Source organism: Pedobacter nyackensis, assembly GCF_900176505.1.
GTDB classification, from domain to species: domain Bacteria; phylum Bacteroidota; class Bacteroidia; order Sphingobacteriales; family Sphingobacteriaceae; genus Pedobacter; species Pedobacter nyackensis.
In genome coordinates this window covers 45,843-66,331 of sequence record NZ_FWYB01000003.1, presented here as the reverse complement: position 1 = coordinate 66,331, position 20,489 = coordinate 45,843, and the positions used below count along the sequence as shown (strand labels likewise).

Annotated in this window: 21 protein-coding genes; 1 reads left to right on the top strand and 20 read right to left on the bottom strand. The window is 39.2% G+C overall.

From position 1 onward, the window contains the following. Positions 1–63 precede the first annotated feature (63 nt). From lhgO to B9A18_RS08340, 18 genes are all read right to left on the bottom strand, one after another. Positions 64–1,269: an L-2-hydroxyglutarate oxidase gene (lhgO, locus tag B9A18_RS08430; RefSeq protein ID WP_084288841.1), complete on the bottom strand. Its 1,206-nt coding sequence runs from the start codon at positions 1,267–1,269 to the stop codon at positions 64–66. 3 nt (positions 1,270–1,272) lie between these two features. Then, the gene (locus B9A18_RS08425; protein WP_084288840.1) at positions 1,273–2,247 is read right to left on the bottom strand and encodes an SDR family NAD(P)-dependent oxidoreductase; all 975 of its coding nucleotides are present in this window, start codon (positions 2,245–2,247) and stop codon (positions 1,273–1,275) included. A 2-nt stretch (positions 2,248–2,249) separates the two neighbouring features. Next, entirely contained in the window at positions 2,250–3,272 is a 1,023-nt protein-coding gene (locus B9A18_RS08420; protein WP_084288839.1) for a Gfo/Idh/MocA family protein, read from the bottom strand. Between the two features lies 1 nt (position 3,273). Then, the gene (locus B9A18_RS08415; protein ID WP_084288838.1) at positions 3,274–3,852 is read right to left on the bottom strand and encodes an acyltransferase; all 579 of its coding nucleotides are present in this window, start codon (positions 3,850–3,852) and stop codon (positions 3,274–3,276) included. Position 3,853: 1 nt separating this feature from the next. Beyond that, positions 3,854–4,984, bottom strand: a complete 1,131-nt coding sequence (locus tag B9A18_RS08410) for a DegT/DnrJ/EryC1/StrS family aminotransferase (RefSeq protein ID WP_084288837.1) — start codon at positions 4,982–4,984, stop codon at positions 3,854–3,856. After that, positions 4,977–5,957 (bottom strand): SDR family oxidoreductase, encoded by a 981-nt coding sequence (locus B9A18_RS08405; protein ID WP_084288836.1) that lies wholly within the window; start codon positions 5,955–5,957, stop codon positions 4,977–4,979. Before B9A18_RS08405 ends, B9A18_RS08410 begins: the two co-directional genes overlap by 8 nt. A 3-nt stretch (positions 5,958–5,960) precedes the next feature. Continuing rightward, positions 5,961–7,250: a nucleotide sugar dehydrogenase gene (locus B9A18_RS08400; RefSeq protein ID WP_084288835.1), complete on the bottom strand. Its 1,290-nt coding sequence runs from the start codon at positions 7,248–7,250 to the stop codon at positions 5,961–5,963. Next, positions 7,243–8,331: a GumC domain-containing protein gene (locus B9A18_RS08395; RefSeq protein WP_084288834.1), complete on the bottom strand. Its 1,089-nt coding sequence runs from the start codon at positions 8,329–8,331 to the stop codon at positions 7,243–7,245. The genes B9A18_RS08400 and B9A18_RS08395 overlap by 8 nt, the downstream gene beginning before the upstream one ends. Positions 8,332–8,385: 54 nt before the next feature. Beyond that, the gene (locus B9A18_RS08390) at positions 8,386–10,860 is read right to left on the bottom strand and encodes an SLBB domain-containing protein (protein ID WP_084288833.1); all 2,475 of its coding nucleotides are present in this window, start codon (positions 10,858–10,860) and stop codon (positions 8,386–8,388) included. 123 nt (positions 10,861–10,983) lie between these two features. Beyond that, a complete protein-coding gene (locus B9A18_RS08385; RefSeq protein WP_084288832.1) occupies positions 10,984–11,676 on the bottom strand; it encodes a hypothetical protein in 693 nt (230 codons plus the stop codon). A 92-nt stretch (positions 11,677–11,768) separates the two neighbouring features. Further along, positions 11,769–12,140 (bottom strand): hypothetical protein, encoded by a 372-nt coding sequence (locus tag B9A18_RS08380; RefSeq protein ID WP_144009434.1) that lies wholly within the window; start codon positions 12,138–12,140, stop codon positions 11,769–11,771. Positions 12,141–12,145: 5 nt separating this feature from the next. Further along, positions 12,146–12,709 carry a C40 family peptidase gene (locus tag B9A18_RS08375; protein WP_235005268.1) on the bottom strand — a complete coding sequence of 188 codons (564 nt, stop codon included), beginning with the start codon at positions 12,707–12,709 and terminating at the stop codon, positions 12,146–12,148. Then, positions 12,628–13,035: a hypothetical protein gene (locus tag B9A18_RS08370; RefSeq protein WP_084289104.1), complete on the bottom strand. Its 408-nt coding sequence runs from the start codon at positions 13,033–13,035 to the stop codon at positions 12,628–12,630. Before B9A18_RS08370 ends, B9A18_RS08375 begins: the two co-directional genes overlap by 82 nt. Before the next feature lie 93 nt (positions 13,036–13,128). Further along, the gene (locus B9A18_RS08365) at positions 13,129–13,776 is read right to left on the bottom strand and encodes a DUF6266 family protein (protein WP_084288830.1); all 648 of its coding nucleotides are present in this window, start codon (positions 13,774–13,776) and stop codon (positions 13,129–13,131) included. A gap of 219 nt (positions 13,777–13,995) precedes the next feature. Further along, a complete protein-coding gene (locus B9A18_RS08355; RefSeq protein WP_144009433.1) occupies positions 13,996–14,394 on the bottom strand; it encodes a hypothetical protein in 399 nt (132 codons plus the stop codon). Then, a complete protein-coding gene (locus tag B9A18_RS08350; RefSeq protein ID WP_084288827.1) occupies positions 14,391–15,032 on the bottom strand; it encodes a DUF6266 family protein in 642 nt (213 codons plus the stop codon). Before B9A18_RS08350 ends, B9A18_RS08355 begins: the two co-directional genes overlap by 4 nt. Positions 15,033–15,334: 302 nt before the next feature. Continuing rightward, positions 15,335–15,568, bottom strand: a complete 234-nt coding sequence (locus B9A18_RS08345; RefSeq protein WP_159452617.1) for a helix-turn-helix domain-containing protein — start codon at positions 15,566–15,568, stop codon at positions 15,335–15,337. A 64-nt stretch (positions 15,569–15,632) separates the two neighbouring features. Further along, positions 15,633–15,953: a hypothetical protein gene (locus B9A18_RS08340; protein ID WP_144009432.1), complete on the bottom strand. Its 321-nt coding sequence runs from the start codon at positions 15,951–15,953 to the stop codon at positions 15,633–15,635. Between the two features lie 224 nt (positions 15,954–16,177). Between B9A18_RS08340 and B9A18_RS08335 the strand changes: the two genes are divergently transcribed. Next, the gene (locus B9A18_RS08335) at positions 16,178–16,837 is read left to right on the top strand and encodes a DUF4143 domain-containing protein (RefSeq protein ID WP_235005267.1); all 660 of its coding nucleotides are present in this window, start codon (positions 16,178–16,180) and stop codon (positions 16,835–16,837) included. A gap of 87 nt (positions 16,838–16,924) precedes the next feature. Here the strand turns inward: B9A18_RS08335 and B9A18_RS08330 are convergent, their stop codons facing one another. Together B9A18_RS08330 and B9A18_RS08325 are read right to left on the bottom strand one after the other, a co-directional pair. After that, a complete protein-coding gene (locus tag B9A18_RS08330; RefSeq protein ID WP_084288823.1) occupies positions 16,925–17,659 on the bottom strand; it encodes a GntR family transcriptional regulator in 735 nt (244 codons plus the stop codon). Between the two features lie 56 nt (positions 17,660–17,715). Next, positions 17,716–20,409, bottom strand: a complete 2,694-nt coding sequence (locus B9A18_RS08325; protein WP_084288822.1) for a glycoside hydrolase family 38 N-terminal domain-containing protein — start codon at positions 20,407–20,409, stop codon at positions 17,716–17,718. Positions 20,410–20,489 lie beyond the last annotated feature (80 nt).

Genomic DNA, 20,489 nt, shown 5'->3' with positions numbered 1-20,489 from the left:
AAAAAAATGAGAAAATCAAAAGAGTGAAATAACATATAAGTTTATATGATCGATTAATTGAATTTATAAGGATTCATTGATATATTCTTTTATAATATAATCCGCAATAGCCAATGATGCAGTTGCTCCAGGTGAAGGCGCATTTAATACATGTACTTGACGTCCTTCTCTAACTACTCGGAAATCCATAATCAATTTTCCGGTACTGTCCATTGCCTGTGCCCTTACTCCAGCCATTCCCTTAACAAAGTGATTCCCATCTAAATCCGGGACCAGCTTTCTTGCCTTCTTTAGGAATAATGATTTAAAAAGTGAGCTTCCTAACTCATCCATGGAAAACTTAAAATTATGTCTTACAAAGTTTAAAAAACCCTTATAAGTTAAAGACTCAATCGTATCATTAATGGAGAAATCACTATTTGTGTACCCTTCCCGTTTAAAAGCAAATACAGCATTTGGCCCAACTTCTCGTTCTCCAGCAATCATTCTGGTAAAATGTACGCCCAAAAACGGGTATTCAGGATCTGGAACAGGATAAATCAAGTGATTACATAATTTCTCTGCTTCAGGTAGCAACTTATAATATTCACCTCTAAACGGAACAATTCTGATGGGACTATCTTTTCTATTCGTTAACGCTTTAAATGTACGGTCTGTATGCAGGCCCGTACAATTAACCACTAGATCCAAAGCCCATTCCCTTTGCCCATCCGATACGATGACTTCGTTTGTCAGCTCTGTGGCCTTAATTATTTTTATTCCTAATAGAATTTCCCCGTTTGCTTCTTTAATCAATTGGCTAAGCTTTTGCATGACCATTTTATAGTCAACAATCCCTTCTTCAGGGACCAGCAGGGCTTCTTGTGCAACAACAAAGGGTTCCCTTTCCTTTAGCTCCCCTTTATTCAAAAATTTCAATCCCTGCAAACCATTTGCCGCGCCTCTTTTTGCGAGATTATTTAAGAATCCTACTTCACGTTCGTCAGAAGCAACCACGACTTTCCCACATATTTCATGAGATACCTGATGTTCCCTGCAAAAGTCTGTCATCTGCTGAATTCCTGATACAGCAAGTTTTGCCTTTAAAGATCCAGGTTCGTAATATAATCCACAGTGTAATACTCCGGAGTTTCTTCCAGATTGGTGCATACCTAGATCCTGTTCCTTTTCAAACAGATAAACCTTACTGTTAGGGTATTGCTTTTGCAGTTTATATGCCGTTGCAAGTCCGACGATACCGCCACCGATTATACCAATTCTAGAATACATTAATTATTTAACAGGATTATTGTTACGCCATTCAATTAATTTCAACAACCCCTCTTCTAAAGAATATTTATAAGTAAACCCAAGCTCATTCTCTGCCTTTTCTTTGGAACCAATACGGTTTTGAACCATAGCTCTTGCATCATCAGCACTATAAGGCTTATAAGTAACTTTTAAATCCGATTTTTTCAATCTCAGGATGGTATCACAAAGCTGGCCAATAGAAGTTTGAACCTCTGTTCCAACATTGTAAAAACCATGCTTTACAGCACTCCTCATCGCCTCTACATTACAACGTGCTACATCTTCTACGTAAATAAAATCATAAGCTTGACTTCCATCTCCATTGATCACAGGAGTTTCATTTGCATCAATTTTATTTAGCATAATTGGAATAACTCCGGTATATGCAGCTGTCTGATCCTGGTGAGGACCATAAACATTCATATATCTTAAACCAATAACTTCCAATCCATAACGGTCATTAAAAGCGGTCGCCATTGCTTCGCCAGCAATTTTGGAAGCGCCATAGAAATTCTTATTATTAAAAGGGTGAGCCTCAGTCATAGGAACCTCAACAGCATCACCATATACAGATGCAGAAGAAGACCAGACTAGTTTTTTGATATTATTTTTAACACAAGCTTCTAAAACATTGAATGTACCAGCAATATTAACTTCAAATGCAGTACGGGGATAGTCCTTGCAATGTAATAACCACATAGCAGCTAAACAGAAAACATAATCAACACCTTTCATGGCGTCGTTCAGAATATCTGTTTCTCTGATATCCCCCCCAACTGGAAATATTTTACATCTTGGATCTTTTAATGATTCCGTTAAATATTCCTTTTTTCCACGGGCAAAATTATCATAAACAACAACTTCGCTTATATCTTCTTTTAGTAGTTCAGAAACTACATAACTGCCGATAAAACCAGCACCACCTATTACTAATACTTTTGAGTTTTTCAAATCCATTATTATTTCTTTTTTTCTTGATAAATACGTTCAACAATATCAACTACTTTTAATCCTTCTAAGGCATTTGTGGTAATTGGAGCCCTTCCCTTTAATACATCCACAACATTTTCAATAATATAATGGTGATTTGCTGCGGAGCCTTTATAAGCCCCGTAATCGTTACCCGGATTAGTTGGGCTCAATTTTGGCATCTCGTAATCTTTAACATGACAATATTCTACCTCGTTCATGTATTGTCCTCCAATCTTTATTGATCCATTTTCAGCAACAACGGTCATGGAACTTTCCATGTTTTTGTTCCAAACAGCGGTAGAATAATTAATAGATCCCATTCCTCCATTCACAAAATCAAAATTTACAAAACCTGAATCCTCAAAATCAGTCAGATCTTTATGATTAAAATCGTCAAACTTAGCCTGAATATTTTCAATATCTCCAAACAACCAATACATGATATCTATAAAATGAGAAAATTGAGTAAACAATGTCCCACCATCCAGATCTATTTTACCATGCCAACTTTCCGGTTTATAATAACGATCATCACGATTCCAATAACAGTTCATCTGAACCATAAATATTTTCCCCAGCTTATTGCTTTCTATCAATTCTTTAATCCAAACTGAAGGCGGAGAATATCGATTTTGCATCACTGCAAATACGTGTCTGTGTACATGTAAAGCCTTGAATATTACACTTTCTGCATCCTGTTTGCGTAAACCCATAGGTTTTTCTACGACAATATGTTTTTTTGCAGCCAGACACTTCAACGATTGTTCTGCATGAAAGCCGTTTGGACTGGCAATATTAATGACATCTACCTCAATGTTAGTCTGTAAAAAATCTTCTAAAGACTTAAAGAACGGAACATCATATTGATCAATACCTAAGTCACTTCTTTCTTTCGTATCAATTAAAGCTACCAATTCAGATTCCTCATTACGAACAATCATTTCAGCATGTCTCTTTCCAATATGTCCACAACCAATTACTGCAAATCTTATTTTTTCTTTAGATGTCATTTTACTTTATCCTGTTTACAACATTATTTTCTAACCTGTATTCCTGAAGACTCTCTTCACAAACAGCTACACCATCTCCGTTAAAATTTAAACGATGTCCATATTCGCCAACCCAACCAATTTGCTTAGCTGGGTTTCCCACAACTAACGCATAATCAGGAACGGTTTTCGTGACCACAGCTCCCGCACCAATAAAAGCATACTGACCAATATCATGGCCACATACAATCGTCGCATTTGCGCCAATAGATGCTCCTTTTCCGACATTTGTTTTAGAGTACTGGCCTCTTCTGTTTATGGCACTTCTAGGGTTGATGACATTGGTAAATACCATTGATGGGCCCAGAAATACATCATCATCACAAGTTACTCCTTCATAAATGGAAACGTTATTTTGTATTTTAACATTCCGTCCCAATTTAACACGTGGCGAAACCACAACATTCTGACCTATATTACAGTTATCCCCAATTTCACAGTTAGACATGATATGAGAAAAATGCCAGATTTTCACGCCTGTTCCTATCGTTGCTCCTTCGTCTATCACTGCAGTCTGGTGTACAAAATATTTATCTTCCATATTAGTTAAAAAAGCCAATTATGTTTTCTATAATATAATCCTGAACTTCTGCTTTCATTTCTGTATGTATTGGAAAAGAAATAACTTCTTTACATAATTTTTCAGCAACTGGAAAATCTCCTTCTTTATATCCATAAACCTGATAAGCGTCTTGTAAATGAACCGGTACGGGGTAATAAATCATAGTAGGAATTCCTTTATCCTGAAGATAAATCTTTAACTCGTCTCTCCTATTATTTTCAATGCGACAGGTATATTGGTTATAAACGTGAGTGGAATAAGGTGCCTTTGCCGGGATATTCAGTCCTTGCAGCCCATTTAACAATTCATCGTATTTCTTAGCAACTTTTTGCCTTTCGAAACTATAATCATTAAGATATTTTAACTTTATATCCAGAATCGCTGCTTGAATTGTATCTAGTCTAGAATTTACACCTATAGCCTCATGATAATACTTCTTTCTTTGACCATGATTGGCTATGATATGAACCTTTTCGCCCAATTCAATATTTTGAGTTAGCAAAGCTCCTCCATCACCAAAACAACCCAGATTCTTAGAAGGGAAAAAAGAGGTTGTACCAATATCTCCTATCGTTCCAGCAAAAAGTTTTGAGCCATCATTAAAAATATACTCTGCTCCCATAGCCTGAGCAGTGTCTTCAATTACTGCAATATTGTGCTTCTTTGCGATGGATAGAATAGCCTCCATATTAGAACATTGGCCGAACAAATGTACTGGAATGATACCAACCGTTTTATCAGATATTAAGTTTTCCAATTTCGTATGGTCAAGCTCAAAGGTATCTTCTATTACATCGATAAATTTAGGTACAAGGCCCAATAAAGCAATTACTTCCACCGTAGCGATGTAAGTAAAGGCAGGAACAATGACTTCATCTCCAGGTTTAAAATCCAAAGCCATCATGGCAATTTGAAGAGCATCTGTTCCGTTCGCACAAGTAACAGCTGAAGCAACTTTATTGAACTCCCTTAAACTATTTGCAAATTGCTTTACCTGGGGGCCATTAATATAAGCAACACCTTCAACCGCATTTAACAGGGCCTCATCAATTTCAGGCTTAATTTTCAGATATTGACTTTTCAAGTCAACCATTTGAATCTCATTATTCATGGCCTTTATACCAGTTATATGTAATTTCAAGACCTTCTACAACGGAAAATTTGGGTTCATATCCAATAGTATTTGTAGCTTTTGAAATATTTGCCAAACTATCTCTAACATCACCAGCTCTATTCTCCCTGTAAATTGGCTTCAGAGAGACATCCGCCAAATCGGTGATATAATTCCATAATTGATTTAAGGAAGTTCTTTCACCAAATGCAATATTCATCACTTCATGTCCATTTGTTTCAGACAACAATGCTTTCACATTTGCCTGAACCGCGTTCTCTACATATGTGAAATCTCGGGTTTGTTCTCCATCTCCATTGATATATGGAGACTCCTTTGCCAGAGCAGATTTCATAAATAGTGGAATTACTGCAGCATATGCTCCATTAGGATCTTGCTTAGGCCCAAACACATTGAAATAGCGAAGCCCTACGCTATTTAAACTATATAGGTCTGCAAACACTTGAGCATATAGTTCATTAACATATTTCGTAACTGCATAAGGTGATAATGGATTGCCGATTACATTTTCAACTTTTGGCAATATTTTACTATCTCCATAAGTCGAAGAAGATGCAGCATACACCATTTTTTTTACACCACACTCACGAACCGCATTTAGCACATTTAAGAATCCTGCAATATTTACTTCATTGGTCGTAATAGGATCATTTATAGATCGTGGAACTGAACCTAAAGCAGCTTGATGTGAGACAAAATCAATGGCTGCAACAGCATCTTTACAAGTATTATAATCTCTAATATCTCCTTCAATCAACTGAAATCTTTCATTTTGAAGGAAAGGTGCTATATTTTCTCTTTTCCCTGTAGCAAAATTATCAAGAACACGAACTAATTTTGCATTGTTGTTCAAGAGATATTCTACTAAATTTGAGCCTATAAATCCAGCACCACCAGTGATAAGAAAAGAGTAATTTGATAGATCCATGGTATGATATTTATTAAGTTTCATAAATTAAAGTCTCCCATCAACATCTACTTTTTCCAAAACAGATTTAACGTCATAAACTACAGAATTAGGTTTTAAAAGTGCTTTTAGGTCTGAATCCAAAAAACTCTTATGAGCAACTGCCAATATCGCGCCATCGAATGAATGATCGCCATCGGATAATTCATTTAGAGATTTGATTCCATATTCATGAAAGACCTCCTCAGGATTAGCCCATGGATCCCATAGTGTGATATCTATGCTAAATTCTTTCAAGATCTTAATGATATCGACAACTTTGGTATTCCTCACATCTGGGCAGTTCTCCTTAAAAGTGATACCCATAATTAATATTCTAGCAGACTTAACAGGAATATCCTTTTTAACCATAAGTCTAATTACCTCATGAGCAATATACTCACCCATGCCATCATTAAGCCTTCTTCCAGCTAAGATGATCTCTGGATGATAACCAACTTCCTGTGCTTTTTGAGCAAGATAATATGGGTCCACGCCAATACAATGACCACCAACGAGACCGGGTTTGAATTTCAGGAAATTCCATTTAGTCCCTGCTGCTTCCAAAACCTCATTGGTATCTATTCCAAGGAGATTGAAAATTTTTGAAAGTTCATTCACAAAGGCAATATTGATATCACGTTGTGAATTTTCAATTACCTTCGCCGCTTCAGCCACTCTGATCGAAGGTGCTTTATGTGTCCCGGCAACAATGATACTTTTATATAATTGATCCACAATTTCGGCAATCTCAGCAGTAGATCCAGAAGTAACTTTTAATATCTTACTTACAGTATGTTCCTTATCTCCAGGATTAATACGTTCCGGAGAATAACCAGCATAAAAATCTTCATTGAATTTTAGTCCTGAGGCTTTCTCAATAACCGGAATACACTCATCCTCTGTTACGCCTGGATATACTGTAGACTCATAGATGACGATGTCTCCTTTCTTTATCACTTTCGCCACAGTCTCACTTGCCTTATATAACGGTGTAAGAACCGGACGATTATTCTTATCAGTCGGAGTAGGTACGGTTATAATATAGACATTACAATCTTTAATTAAATTAATGTCGTCCGTAGGAACCAGACCAAAAGGACTGTACTTGTCACCTTGAACAACCATTTTTAGGTCTTCATTACTGAGTTCCAATGTGCTATCAATGCACTCATTTAACTCTTTAATTCTTTTTTTATTGATATCGAATCCAACTGTAGCGTATTTTTTGGCAAACTCTGCTGCCAATGGTAAACCCACATAACCGAGGCCTATTACTGCGATTTTATACTTATTCACTTGACATTATTTTTTTGTAGAAGAACACTGATGATAATATAAAAATGATTAAAAAGCCACTTAAAAAGCCGCCTAAAATAATTCCACTAGATTTGGACATCCTTTCAATTTCCAAAGGTAAAACAGGATAATCGATCACCTGGATTAATGGCATTTCCTTTCTGACTGAAATTCTAGATATTTCCAGATTTTTAACCAATTCAGCAAGGATTACCTTATTAGTTTCTGCATTAATTCTGGACCGTTCCACCGGTGCCCTCAAGACTTGTCTGGTAGGATTTAAATTTGGTGTTGCATCCATTGTTGCAGCACTACTAAAAATTGAACCATTTAAAACCGCTTTAACTGAATCAACCTGATGTTGCAGGATAACTAGATTTTCCAAAGATTTTTTTGCTTTTGTCTGAATATAAAACTCATTAACTGTAGCAACAATACTTTCGTTGAAGGCCTTAGCAAATAAAGCATCTGGTCCTTTAACTTCCACCTCTATTATTGATTTTGTCTTTTCAAAATAGTTCACAAACAGGTTGTTATTACGGATATCTATGATCATCCTATTTAAGATACTATCCTGAACAACTGTAAACTCCCGATCATTAGAAAAACTAACATCCTTAAGTTTTGGGTCCTTAGCCCACTTTTCTCTTAGATCATTAAATTCTATATAGCGATCAATCACTGTTTGCTCTTTTTCCTTGAACATTGCTGTTCGTAGAAGGGCTTTCTTAATCATGCTCCTAGACTTGTACAGCTCAAGGATATTATCTCCCGAAAACAATCCTCCACCCCCACCCATGTCAATACCAGCTATTGCTGCTAACCCTGAGTATTGACCCAATCCACCCTTACTTCCGCTGTCTTCAAGCACAAAGGTTGTAGTTGCTTTATAGACCACTCCCTGAGAGGAAGAATACAGAAGACCAAGGATCGCACCGACTACACCAACTATTAAAATAATTACCCATTTAGAAATAAGATAATTACACCATTGTTTAATTTGTATAATTAGATCCCTCAAAGTGACTTCATCACTCCTTTGCTTAGTATTAATATTATTGAGACTTTCAGTAGTCGCCATTTATCATAATTTATAAAAAGATAGAAAAATGTTTTTTTTTTAAATTTTATGCGCCTATCTAAGCAAACTAACTATTATAGCCCCTAATGAAGCCAAAGCAGTACCCAATCCAATCCATCCCTGTGCTGACATTCTTTCTCTCTCTGCCCTCTTCGGCACTAATATCTCCGCTCCGGGTCTCACCTTCGGGAAATTGTTAAAGAATAAGAACTTACTACCTGCTTCAACAGAACCATTCGCATATTTAATATATGCACCCTTTTTTAAAGCACTGGTTGTAAAACCTCCCGCACCATTCACATACTGCTTAAAGCTTTTACCAGGCAAGTAAACAATGCTATTAGGATTCAAAACCTCTCCGGTTACTTTAACCGTCTGCAATTGTCTTGGTACACGAATTAGATCACCATCTTCTACAATCAGATCGTATCTTGAATGTGGTTTATGTAAAATGCGTTCTAAACTAATTCCTACTAAATCCGACTGAATCAATTTCTGTTCTACATCTGCATGAAGCGTATCCTTAACGCCAGCCTCCTGTGCACGTTTTAAACTCAAAAACTTCTTATTCTCTTCTTCCTTATTGTCAATCGCATTCTTATCATCAGGATTCACTTTCTCTGCTCCAGGTCTCTTTAGCGAAGCACCTTCTGCATAAGCAATTGGCGTCAATCCGCCTGCTCTTTTAATCAAATCAGAAATCCGCTCATCTTTAGATGAAATCGTATAAACACCCGGATACAATACTTCACCTTCCAGTTTAACTTGTTTCTGTATTGCATAACCTGCCGAATTACGAACAGTAACAATATCATAAGGCTTCAATATAAAAGGGTCACCTTCAAGCCTTAAGTTCTTGTCTATATTAATGGTAAACAACTCCGCAGTAATAGCCGATTTTGAAAGAGAATCGCTATTCCTCACCCTTCTCGAAATCTCAATACGATTAGGTGTAGCTCCTTCTTTAAAACCACCTGCCAATTGTATCATATCCGCTAAAGTCATGTTATCTGCATAGTCAAAATCACCAGGCGCACGAACTTCACCCTGGATGCTCAGCTTGTACTCATCTCTTAAATCAAATAAAGAAGAAATTGTTACCCTATCTTCACGCTGCAAAGCGATGTCCTGATCTGTTCCCGCTAATACCTTAGCCACATCAAAAGAAATCAAGGCCAATGTATTATCCGCATTTAAACGGTTGATATAACCTCTGTTTAAAAACGCATCTTCCTTTAATCCATCAGCTTTAGCGATCAGACCTTTTAAGGTTAAACCTTTGTCCAGCTCAAATTTACCCGGACGAAAAACAGCACCTGCTATTTCTACCCTGTTCTCAAAGCGATCTAAAATACCTTCAACAATGTATTTATCCCCGTTTAACGGACCATAGGTGTCAAATTTTTCTGCTGTCACATCAGTAATCCTACGCTCCTTATTGGTATTCTGTAAAACTTTAATCTGTGCTGTATAAGCCTCATTGCTAAAGCCACCTGCAAAACGAATAACATCAGCTAGGCTCTCATTGCTTAAAACCTCAAACAAAGCCGGGCGCTTTACTTCGCCCGACATCTCTACCCTACTTTGGTAAACCGGAATGTTAATCACATCCTGATCCTGTAAGCGGATATTGGTTTTCTGAATTCCATTCAACAGAAAATCATATACGTCAACAGTAGCAACAATCTTATTTCCTCTGATCACCTGAATCTTACGGAAGGAACCATTCATATTCGGACCTCCAGAAGCATTCAAAGCATTAAAAACAGTAGATAAAGAAGATAGGGTATAAGAACCTGGCTTGACCACTTCACCCAATAAAGTGATTTTAATACTTCTGATGTTACCTAGATTAACAGCAACACTAGTGCGTCCGGTTCTTAAACCTGGATAAGTACCTGCTAATTTTGTACGTATTTTTGCTATAGCTTGTTCAATTGTCAATCCACCAACCGAAACCGGTCCGGTATATTGCAAGCGGATAATTCCTTCAGGATTAACCTTTAACTTGTAATCAGCTTCGTTATCACCGCTCAAATCAATCAGTAACTCATCATCAGGACCAATCACATAATTCCTCGGCGTAGCCATTCTAAAATTTGGTTCAAATGAGATGTTGCTGTTAGCAAACAATTCCGCACCAAAAATCTTAGGTCGTAAACTTTCAAATAGATCAACTTTGGTAGTTGTACTATCTCTGCGCCCTTGAGTTCCACCTTCAAATTGTCTGCCCTTGTCTGTTTCTTGTGCTTTAGATGCAGCCTGATCCTCTTTTCCACTTCTGATTTTGGCAACTCTTGCACGCAGTTTCTCCACCTCTTCGGCTTTCATTCCCTGCGCCTTAGCCATTTGCTCCAATTGAGCATCATTATACCCTATAGATTCTGCGCGCGAAATCATTTCCCTGATCTGCGCATCAGATAACTCATCAACTTTTACATTAGAATAGTTAGATTGCGAAAATGCAACCTGGGTGATCAAAACTGCAAATAAAAATAATATTGCGGTGATCGATTTCTTAAAATTCATATTCAGTATTGAGAGGTTTAATAGAAATCGTTGAATTTATTCGACAATTTCATAGGTTTTCGTATCGGTTGCAAATATATCAATTTAATTGAATTGTGATAAAGGCTTAACACAAGCATAACACTACCTATTACTCCCTAAATTGATCTGTACACCTATAGATACAGGATTCACCAGGAATTCAGATTTATTGAACTTTTTAAAAGTCCGTTCCTGATTCGGTCCTGCTGTCTCCTGCCGCTCGTATGAATAGAAGAACTCAAGGTTCCCCTCTGCAAATAGCGTTACTTGCGGTATCGGATTAACCTTTACCCCAAGTATCGGTGCCGCAGTAAAGCCCGACTTGCTGGCTTCAACACCATCAGGGCCCGGTACAATCGCCACTGCGGCTGCATCCGCCGAACTTTTTGAAGATAACATACCTACAAATTTATTACTCCGATACCCCATATCAAATCCGAAATAAGGCTGAATTATCGAGAAATTAATATTCTTCTCAAACCCAATCTTAAAACTATAATCCGTCATCTTTCCATTGGCTTCTTCACAGTTCAGGCAATTGTTCACGATTTGAACATCCTTTTTGAAGTAATTACCACTCAGTCGATAACTGATCTGGTTGTCATTAAATTTCAGGATACCACCACTAAAAGCAGCTTCCCGGAATTTGTCCGAGTTTTTTTGGTTTAAGACTTTAGGCATCTGCATCAAGCTGTATCCACGAACAGCGATGCTGTAGTTATAATCACCGCTCATTTGCGAAAAAGCGGCATTAGTTAGTAAAAGAGAGAGCGCGACAAGTAAACATTTTTTCATTTAATTCCCCCTATTGTTATTTATTACAATACAAATGTAATTTTTCAAATACAATTCCCATTGCATTTAACATTTATTGTGCCACAACAGGATTACCGATAAAATCTTCTATATAATAAGTAGCATAACATACTTATAAGCATCACAACAAACCAACCCAAAAATTCTGGCGGTTCAGTTTTCTTACTTAGCAGTTCCTTTTTCACCAATGCTTCTTCTCCAGTTTTCAATTCCCTGGAAGCTGACTGATCCACTTGCTCCATTATCCGTTGGTATTGATAAAATCCACTATCGTTCCGATAACTGAACACCTGTGTTTCTTTAGTACCACTCTTCAAAACAAACTCTCGGAAATCAACCTCCTTCGAAAATTGCTGGATTTCCTTTACATTGGTCTTGCTGGTGTTCTTAAACAAAGCGCAGCCAGATAAGAGCAGTACCATAGCAATTATTATTGTTTTCATATCACTCATTTTTTACACCAATCCGCAAAACAATGTATAGCTCTTCTATGCCTTATTTTTCGCCAAACCCCATCGCCTTCCCTACTGCCCTTAACATTGGTATTCCCCTCAATTATTTGCCAAAAATCTCCTTGCTGCCGTTCCAAAATTCCACAGTGCCCTATCCGCTTAAGGTCCTTAAAATAAATACCCATCACCATTCCAGCCATCGGATCCTTGGTAAGCCGAGCAACGGGAAAAAGCGCAGGACTCCAAGCAGTTCTCGGTTGCGGATACCCGACTTGCCCAAAACACCACGAAACAAACGACGCACACCAGGGTACTTTTTTGAAACCAACGTACGCGTTGTACTGATCCACCTGCGCGCCAGCATTGCCCCCAATTTCTTGTACGCCAACTTCATTTTGTGCCGCTGATACCAGTTTCTTTCTACTATTATCGTCGTAACTGAACCCTCTATAATTGTTGTTATAAGTAGATCCATGTCCTATAATATTGCGATCAATACCCCAACTGCTGCCAATAGCAAGAAGCCAAATGACGCCCAGTAAAAACCTAATTGTTGCCATCCCTGTAATTGTTTAAATTGTAAAACCATATCGCCTATTGAAGGCAAACCTATACTCGTCCAAAACTGCTGCAGTAACCACCAGCATAAACCGATCGAGATCAGAAAGCAAATCAGGCTTAATAAAACCAACAGCCAGATGTTTGGATCCAGGTAGGCAACATTAGGGGCACCACGCATAATGAAGTGCTGCAATATTGGCCAAAGCAACAACAACAGGCCTAACAATATAAAAGGCACATAATTTACGGAACGATTTACGCGGTTTTCACTTTCAACAAAAGCCTTCATAGCAAGCTCTTCATTGTTAATTTTTAATGTGTTCATGATTTTTAAATAAAACATTTCATAAAATGAGAGGGCCATTCCCTACTCAAACAAAATGGCCCTCTGTTAATTTAGCTTGTTACTAAGCCGTCATTACAGCACCGGCACCAGGCCTAAGTACTCACTACGACTATGTAACTGCTTTTTCATCACCGATGTGAAACTGACAAAACAATGAACTGAGTCACCGCTAAAATTCGGCGGCAGTTGTAAACTGTAGGTCAAGGCCGACCTCGGTGCCGCTTTCATGCGGATAACAAACTTATCCTTGGTAGAATTGTAGATCAACACGTTAACCATGTCGGTAGCATCCTTCAGCTTATTATCCTCCCCATCATCCTGCCAGGTAAAGTCAACCTTTGCAGCTGTAACTGAATCGGCAGCAAGGCTATCAGCTAAACTGAGATTACCTACACTAAACCTTACTTTAGCATAATCAATTGTAAAGTTAGGCGAGACCCCGGTAATTGCTTGCTTCAAATGATAAGATACCGCCAGGTTCATCTGGGTAGGTGTGCTATCTCCTTTACCGAAATAAGCATCAATCAGGTTGCTGATCCGACTAAAAAAAGAGGTGATCAAAGCAAACCTCAAGTGCTGATCGATTTGCGCCTGGGTAGGTGGCTTACTACTTTTACGAGGTAACGTCCTGATTACATCCAGGTTTCTCCATCGGGCGCCAACCAGTTTTCCCGTTCTTTTACGAAATGCACCAAACATTCCTTCTTCAATAAGTCCCATAATTTTTAAAATTTAAATGGTTAAAAAATTTGTTAATGCCATTTACCTGAGTAGAACAAGAAGGATGGTTATCCTCATTGTTGTTTGCAAATGACATTACAAAGAGACAGAATTGAAAAAACCTGTGGCAGTCCCAGGGGGTACCGTACCCCTTAGCAAAAACACCCCAAAAACCCGCTTGAGACATACCACAGGGCATTTACTTTTTTTTGAAAAATTTTAAATTAGTTCAAATTCATCATCCAGCTGCTTTAGCATTTTAGCCAATAAGGCTCTTACAGTCCGAGCCGTACCTTGCACTACCTGCTTATACTTGGTAGTTAAGCTATATGGCGAGATGAAGTTTTGTCCCAGACCTTTAGTTACAAAGTTTTTGGAAATGGCCTCCATCAGCTGAGTAAGTGGTCCGCTATCCAGCGCACCAGACTTGTGCAAAAGCTTAAAGAAATAAGCCAGTACGTCAACAGAAAACACTACCCTGATCCGGTGATCTTCTGAGCTGGATTCAGCTTTGTTTTCCATTTGCCTAAGCACGTGCTCCAGACATCTATCGGCCAGAATGGACAAGCGATCGGGCCGGTCTGTAACCGGCACATATTGATATGTCGTTTTCATCATCCCTCTATCCTCCCTAAATAAACACTATCCGCTACTTTTTTCCGGTTCATGGAAGTTACCCCAACATATACTTCCAGCTGCTTTCCAACAAGTCTACGATCAAACCTAAACAAGCATTGCCTTGAAGTACGTTTTGCTCCACCGGTAAATCCGTCCGCAATTTTAAGCTCGGGACTGTATACCACCAACATCACCTGATCATCAAAAGATGCTTTGGGATTTGTATTCTGCTGCCAGGTAAGTTCCAGAATATCATCAGCAATGAGTTTCATTTCCGGCTCGTTCAACTGGGGAAGCGTTCCTTCACTGATCACCACCTTACTGCAATCCACACCCAATTTCGGGTATTCGCCCGTAAATACCCTGTGGTAGTTTACCGAATAGCCGATACTTAGGGCCGTTTTACCTGGCGGAAGATTTTGAAAACCAACGGTGAAAAAAGGATAAAAGGGAGTCAAAAACTCGTTGAAGAATTTCATTTTCTGCTGGTTAGCAGTCTGGGCAGGAGAACGTGGACTACCCTTTGGTTTCTTTTTTGGCGCTTGCCGCACAAAATTACCGCCCTTAGTTTGTACAAATACTACCGAACCTAACTTTCCGGAAACCGGTCCTAAAATACCATTTCTAATTATTGCCATTTTGTTTTTTTTTATGGGTTACAACATTTTTAATTCCCTCCCCAATCTGTCTCAGATCCATGTTTTCAACTTAGGACCTTTACAGGTATCTTAAAGGTCCTTCAAAGGACGCCAGACCCTATAAAGGTCCTACGAACATCCTTTAAACTTCCTTTTTTCCACCTTTCGTACTGGGAGGCTGGTTGGAGGAATTGCGCAATTCAACAACGGTTCAAATGTAGAATCGGAAAACATAAAAAACTAAAAAACAACAGCTTGCATCCGAATTCCTCCGGACAATTCCGAATAATTCCGATTTTGTCCTATTTACCTTTCTTCATTTTAAGCAGGTCGGACTTCAGATAATAGTATTTATTACCGATTACCCTATAGGAGATCAGGTTCTGTTTACGCCACTCATATAGCGTTCTATCACAGATTTTGAGTAGACTTTTAGCATCACTATTGTCCAGCAGTTGTTCATTTTCGAACTGCTGGTCAACGTGCTTTAAATTAAGGATTGACCTGATTTCAGTCAATTCGCTTAAAATTTTCACTAAAACATTAAAGATTTTTAAGAGTATAAAGAGGCGTCGCAATAGGGATAGATTTACGACCGCTTCATGAACAGCCTTTACGAACGGAGCTTAGTTTCTCGCAGAGTAATTTTAACGGTTCCGTAGGTTCATCAACATTCCATGTGCCAAAGCCAAAACGAACATACTTCAGACCTGGCCCTGGCCTCCTGGAACCAGGGAAATACAGTACTTTAAAACCAGATTTTTCGAAAAAAGACAAGGATTCGGCCAGTAATTCTGCATCAGGAAAAGCCACCCACAAACTTAAGCCAGCCTTCGGCTTTTCGCAGGCGACTATATGACCTATGTAATTTCTAATGTGTAGCCAGGCTTCAAACTTATGACCTTGCTTATCCTTCCTCATTTTTTGAATGTACCCGCAGATTTTGTCCTTACTCAGGAGATCAACAATGCCCTGGTCATACAAAACAGACCTATGACGGTTGTGAATAATGTCACTACTCTGCAGTAAAGTGATAAATTCGGCGGCTGCAACAATGGTCCGGGTTTCTTGTAAATACTCCGAAAGCCGTACTTGCTTTTAGGCAGGGCGATTTCACAGAAGTAAGAGCGATACAAAAACGCATTTTGGACGCTTATGAACAGGATTTTTCAAAGCATGCTCCTCACGAAATTGTGCCGAGGATCAGAATGCTGTGGAACGCTATACCAGCCCAGCTGGCAAAGGAAAACAAAAAGTTCATATACAGCCTCATAAAACAGGGCTCCCGTGCCAAAGACTATGAATTGGCTATGTCCTGGCTCATCGACTGCGGACTGGTCCACAAAGTCTACCGCGCTGGTAAACCCGCCATGCCATTGAAAGCATACGAAGATCACAGTGCATTCAAACTATTCTTACTTGACGTTGGCCTGTTGGCTGCTATGGGTGATATTGATGTCAAAACACTGCTGGAGGGAAACGCAATATTCGAAGAATTTAAGGGAGCACTCACAGAACAATATGTCCTGCAACAAATGAAAACAAATAAAGAAATCACCATTTACTACTGGTCGGCAGAAAAGGCCACCGCAGAGATCGACTTCCTCTTGCAACACGCCAGCAACATCATACCGGTAGAAGTAAAAGCAGAAGAAAACCTTCGCGCCAAAAGCTTAAAAAGCTTCACCGACAAATATAATCCACCTCTGGCCATAAGAACTTCCATGTCTGATTTCAAAAAGGAAGACTGGCTCACCAATCTTCCTCTGTATGCTATTAGCGAGATAACTAACTTGAGCCTATAGCTCCATTACAACTTCCTTTTTCATTGATACTAACTCCGGCAATGCGATGCCAGCCGCATCCCTGACAATACCAGTGACGTCTGTACTCTATTCTCTTCTGCTTTCAACTGTATAGATAAAACTATCTGCTTTATAATAGCCTAAATTATATTCAATTGGCCTTTCAGCAATATCATATACAAATCTTTTACGTAGTAAAATTGCGCTTCCTACTTCAACTTCTAATTTTTCTGCAATAAATTTATCTGCCAGGCGGGCACTAATCTCTTCAGAGGATATGTAAGCGACAATGGAATGATCATTTTCCAGCATTTCATATAAAGGACGTTTAAAATCCTCATCTCCTGTTAAGCCTACTCTAGGATGAAAATAAGATTCAAAATAAACAAAGGGCCCTTCCGGACGTCCTCTTAGACGAACCAGTTTCAGAATTTTTTTATCTGTTTTGATTTCAAAAAAGTTTGCGATTTTTTCTTCAGGATAGACCCAGCTGATATGCAATTCGAAGCTTTTTAAAGGGATTCCCCGGGCAGCCATTTCCTGTGAAAAACTTAGCCAGTTTTTAGATTTTGAACTGATCGACTTCGCATCAACAACTTTTGTTCCGACTCCCTTTTTTCTAATGAGTAAGCCTTCATAAACCAGCTTATTTAATGCTTGTCTTAATGTTGTCCTCGATATACAAAGCCGCCTGGAAAGCTCAATTTCATTTGGAAGCATTTTCCCATCCTGATATTGAGGGTCTTGTATAAGCTTCCTCAACAATTCTTCAGCTTGAATGTGAAGAGAAACAGGGCTTTTATGATCAATGGAGAACTTCATAAGTTTAAGGCTATGCAAGTATAACGAAAAGATTAATAAATAAAAACTTAGAATAGTTACTCCAACACAAAACTAGCCGGTCCAAATGCCTTGATTGTACAACTGAATTTTCCCTGAACAATGTTAACAGGCTTCCCGTTTACTTCTCCGCGAAGATTAACCGGTGTAGCTTTACGGAATGTTTTACCTCCAGGTAGTGTAATATTAACGATACCGCTTTTACCGGCTTGCTCCCAAACGCGCAACAGGATACTATTATTTCCATCTGGATCTTGCCCAAATGCTGTTATAACAATGCCTCTGCGGGAAAGCTCAATTCCTTTTTGTTGGGCAGGTAGTTTGCCTGCACTGTTTTCAGTTCTTACTACCTGTAATGGATTCCGTGCTTCCAAAGCAGGAACAGCCATCTGTTCTTCTTTTGCAGTATTACCATTAAAGCTCCATATTCTTACCCGGGAGCTCCAGGTACCAGGGTACCAATATCGGTAATTGGTATTCCACTGGTTATTGTATAGGTTAACATAGACAATAGGCTTCTTTGGTATAAAATCATGTGAGAATTGCCAAATGCCTGTTGTATCCAAACTGATAAGTGGGTGATCAATTGGTGCTACTGCAATCCCTTTACCTTCTGGATCGGTTATGGTAACACCTTGTCCTACGGCATATATGTTTTTGTTGGCGCCGATTGCAATATCTGTTGCAGGGTTCATTATTCCCAATGGGCGATATACCTTAAAAACAGGACTCCTGATGTTAAACGGAAGTGCCAGCCAGTCTGCTTCCGGCCAGTTGTCTTTTGCTTTGTTGAGGATGGTTATTTCCAAATCAAGATAAGGCTGCCCGTTTACCAGTGTTACCTTTAATTGTGATGCAGGTAAATGGTTAGCGGTATCGGCAGGCATTTCCAGCGTTGCTATTTGCTGCAAAGCACTATTGCTGACGGTTAATTTACCACCCCCGGGAGAAGCTTTGCGATAAGGTACTTGTTTTTCGGAAATCATACCCGGCTTGGCTATCCCCGGATGCAACCAATTGCCACTTTCGCCAAACATTTGCCATGCCCGTTTTTCCTGATAGTCTGCTGTATACTTTGCAGTTTGCTCGTAAGTAAACCGCTCATTAATATAGGTTCCCGTCTGGTGTCCCGATAGATTGGCTGCCCAATCATGGCCGGTTCGTTTATCTATAAGCGATAGGATGTTGCCTTTATCAGTATCGAAGGTGATCTTATAAAATTGATTTTCGATGTACTTGTTGCCCGAAGTTGTTGTTACCTGTTTAGCAGGCAAGGGAACTGTAGTATAGCCACCTGCAGGGATATTTTTCACAAACATTGATGTTCCATTTACCTCTATGATCCCGCTACGCTGCCAAGGTAATGAGTTGTACACAATTATACTATTCGGCGTAGCTTTTACGGATTGCGCCAGCCATCTCAGGTTATCCTGTTTCACTTGATTAGCAATGCGCGAGGCGTTTCGCACATAATTCGTTTTATCTTCCCAGGAAGCTTCAAGGGCAGCATATTTTGTGGCTGGTAGTTTTTTAAAAGCCTCACCATAACTATTTACCGAAGCCGACCCGCCCCAAGTATGCTCGGCATACAGAACCATCATCTCAAAAGCTTTTTTTACAGAGTCGCTGATAGCGGTTGCCGGCACTCCCCAATTTTTCAATTGGGTGTTCATTAATTCATCAGCTGCTAACAAGGGCACAGTTTCTCTGGATAGCTTTGCACCACCCGGATCGCACATTACACCGTGAACCCAGGTATCGGGCATTTCTTCTTTAAAAACAGGTAAGGTTGGCTTCTCTACCATAAAAGCATTATAAAAATCGTCCATACTGCCCGTCCTTACCTTAACACCAGGCATTTTTTTATGAATTTCATCAAACAAAGCCTTTACTTCACTTTCTTTAGGTGGTCCGGAGTTATCCATTGTTACTAAAATTGCCGGCCATACTTTATAAGGCCAGTCGGCTGGTGGCATTAAATTCCGTCCAATAAATTTATCGCCTTTGCCCCATTCGTGTGGCCAGCCCAATCCGGTTGCCGTACCATAATTACTCGAATAAAAAGTAAGCAAGCGGGAACCATCCGGTCCTTGCCACCAGAATATTCCCGGTGTGCGCACATAACCGCTAGGCCAATTACAACCAATATGTAAAAACTTCACACCTGCATTTGCCAAGACCGTTGCCAGCTCTCCTGAATGTGAGGGCATATCTGTAACCTTTGCCGATATTGGAAGTGGGAGCTGGTATTGGCGGGAAAGTTGAGATGCAAAACCAAGTCCACGGGTAATTACTTCGGGTTCACAAACATCCGTTTCTATCGTGAAAGGCATTGCGTGGGTAATGAATCGCCCGTTGCGGAACGCGTAATCAAGTTTATTCCTCCGCTCTGGAGTTTGCCCCTGCCATGGTTCCATAGCCTTAGCCATTACCCATCCTGGGGCAGTCCATTTAAATTCTTGTCCTTTTGGCACTGTCTGTGAAGTACTCATGGCTTTGAGTGCTTTATCAATCATTTCGGTTCGGTAATATTGAACCACGTCTTTTACACGATGTGTATAGCCGATATCGAAATGTGTTTTAAACACCACAATAATTTCTTTAACATTTTTATTAATTGCAGCACTGTCGGGTTGTTTGTTTTTTTGAGGTACTACCGTTTGCGCCCAAACATTGTTTTTGGCAATGCATACCACTATTAGAAAAAATAAGACAAGCGTCGATTTGTTCATTGCTTAAGGTTATTATGAAATGATTGTATGTTTCTATTTAAAAAGCACTCATATAGATGAAGAACACCCAAGCTTAACGC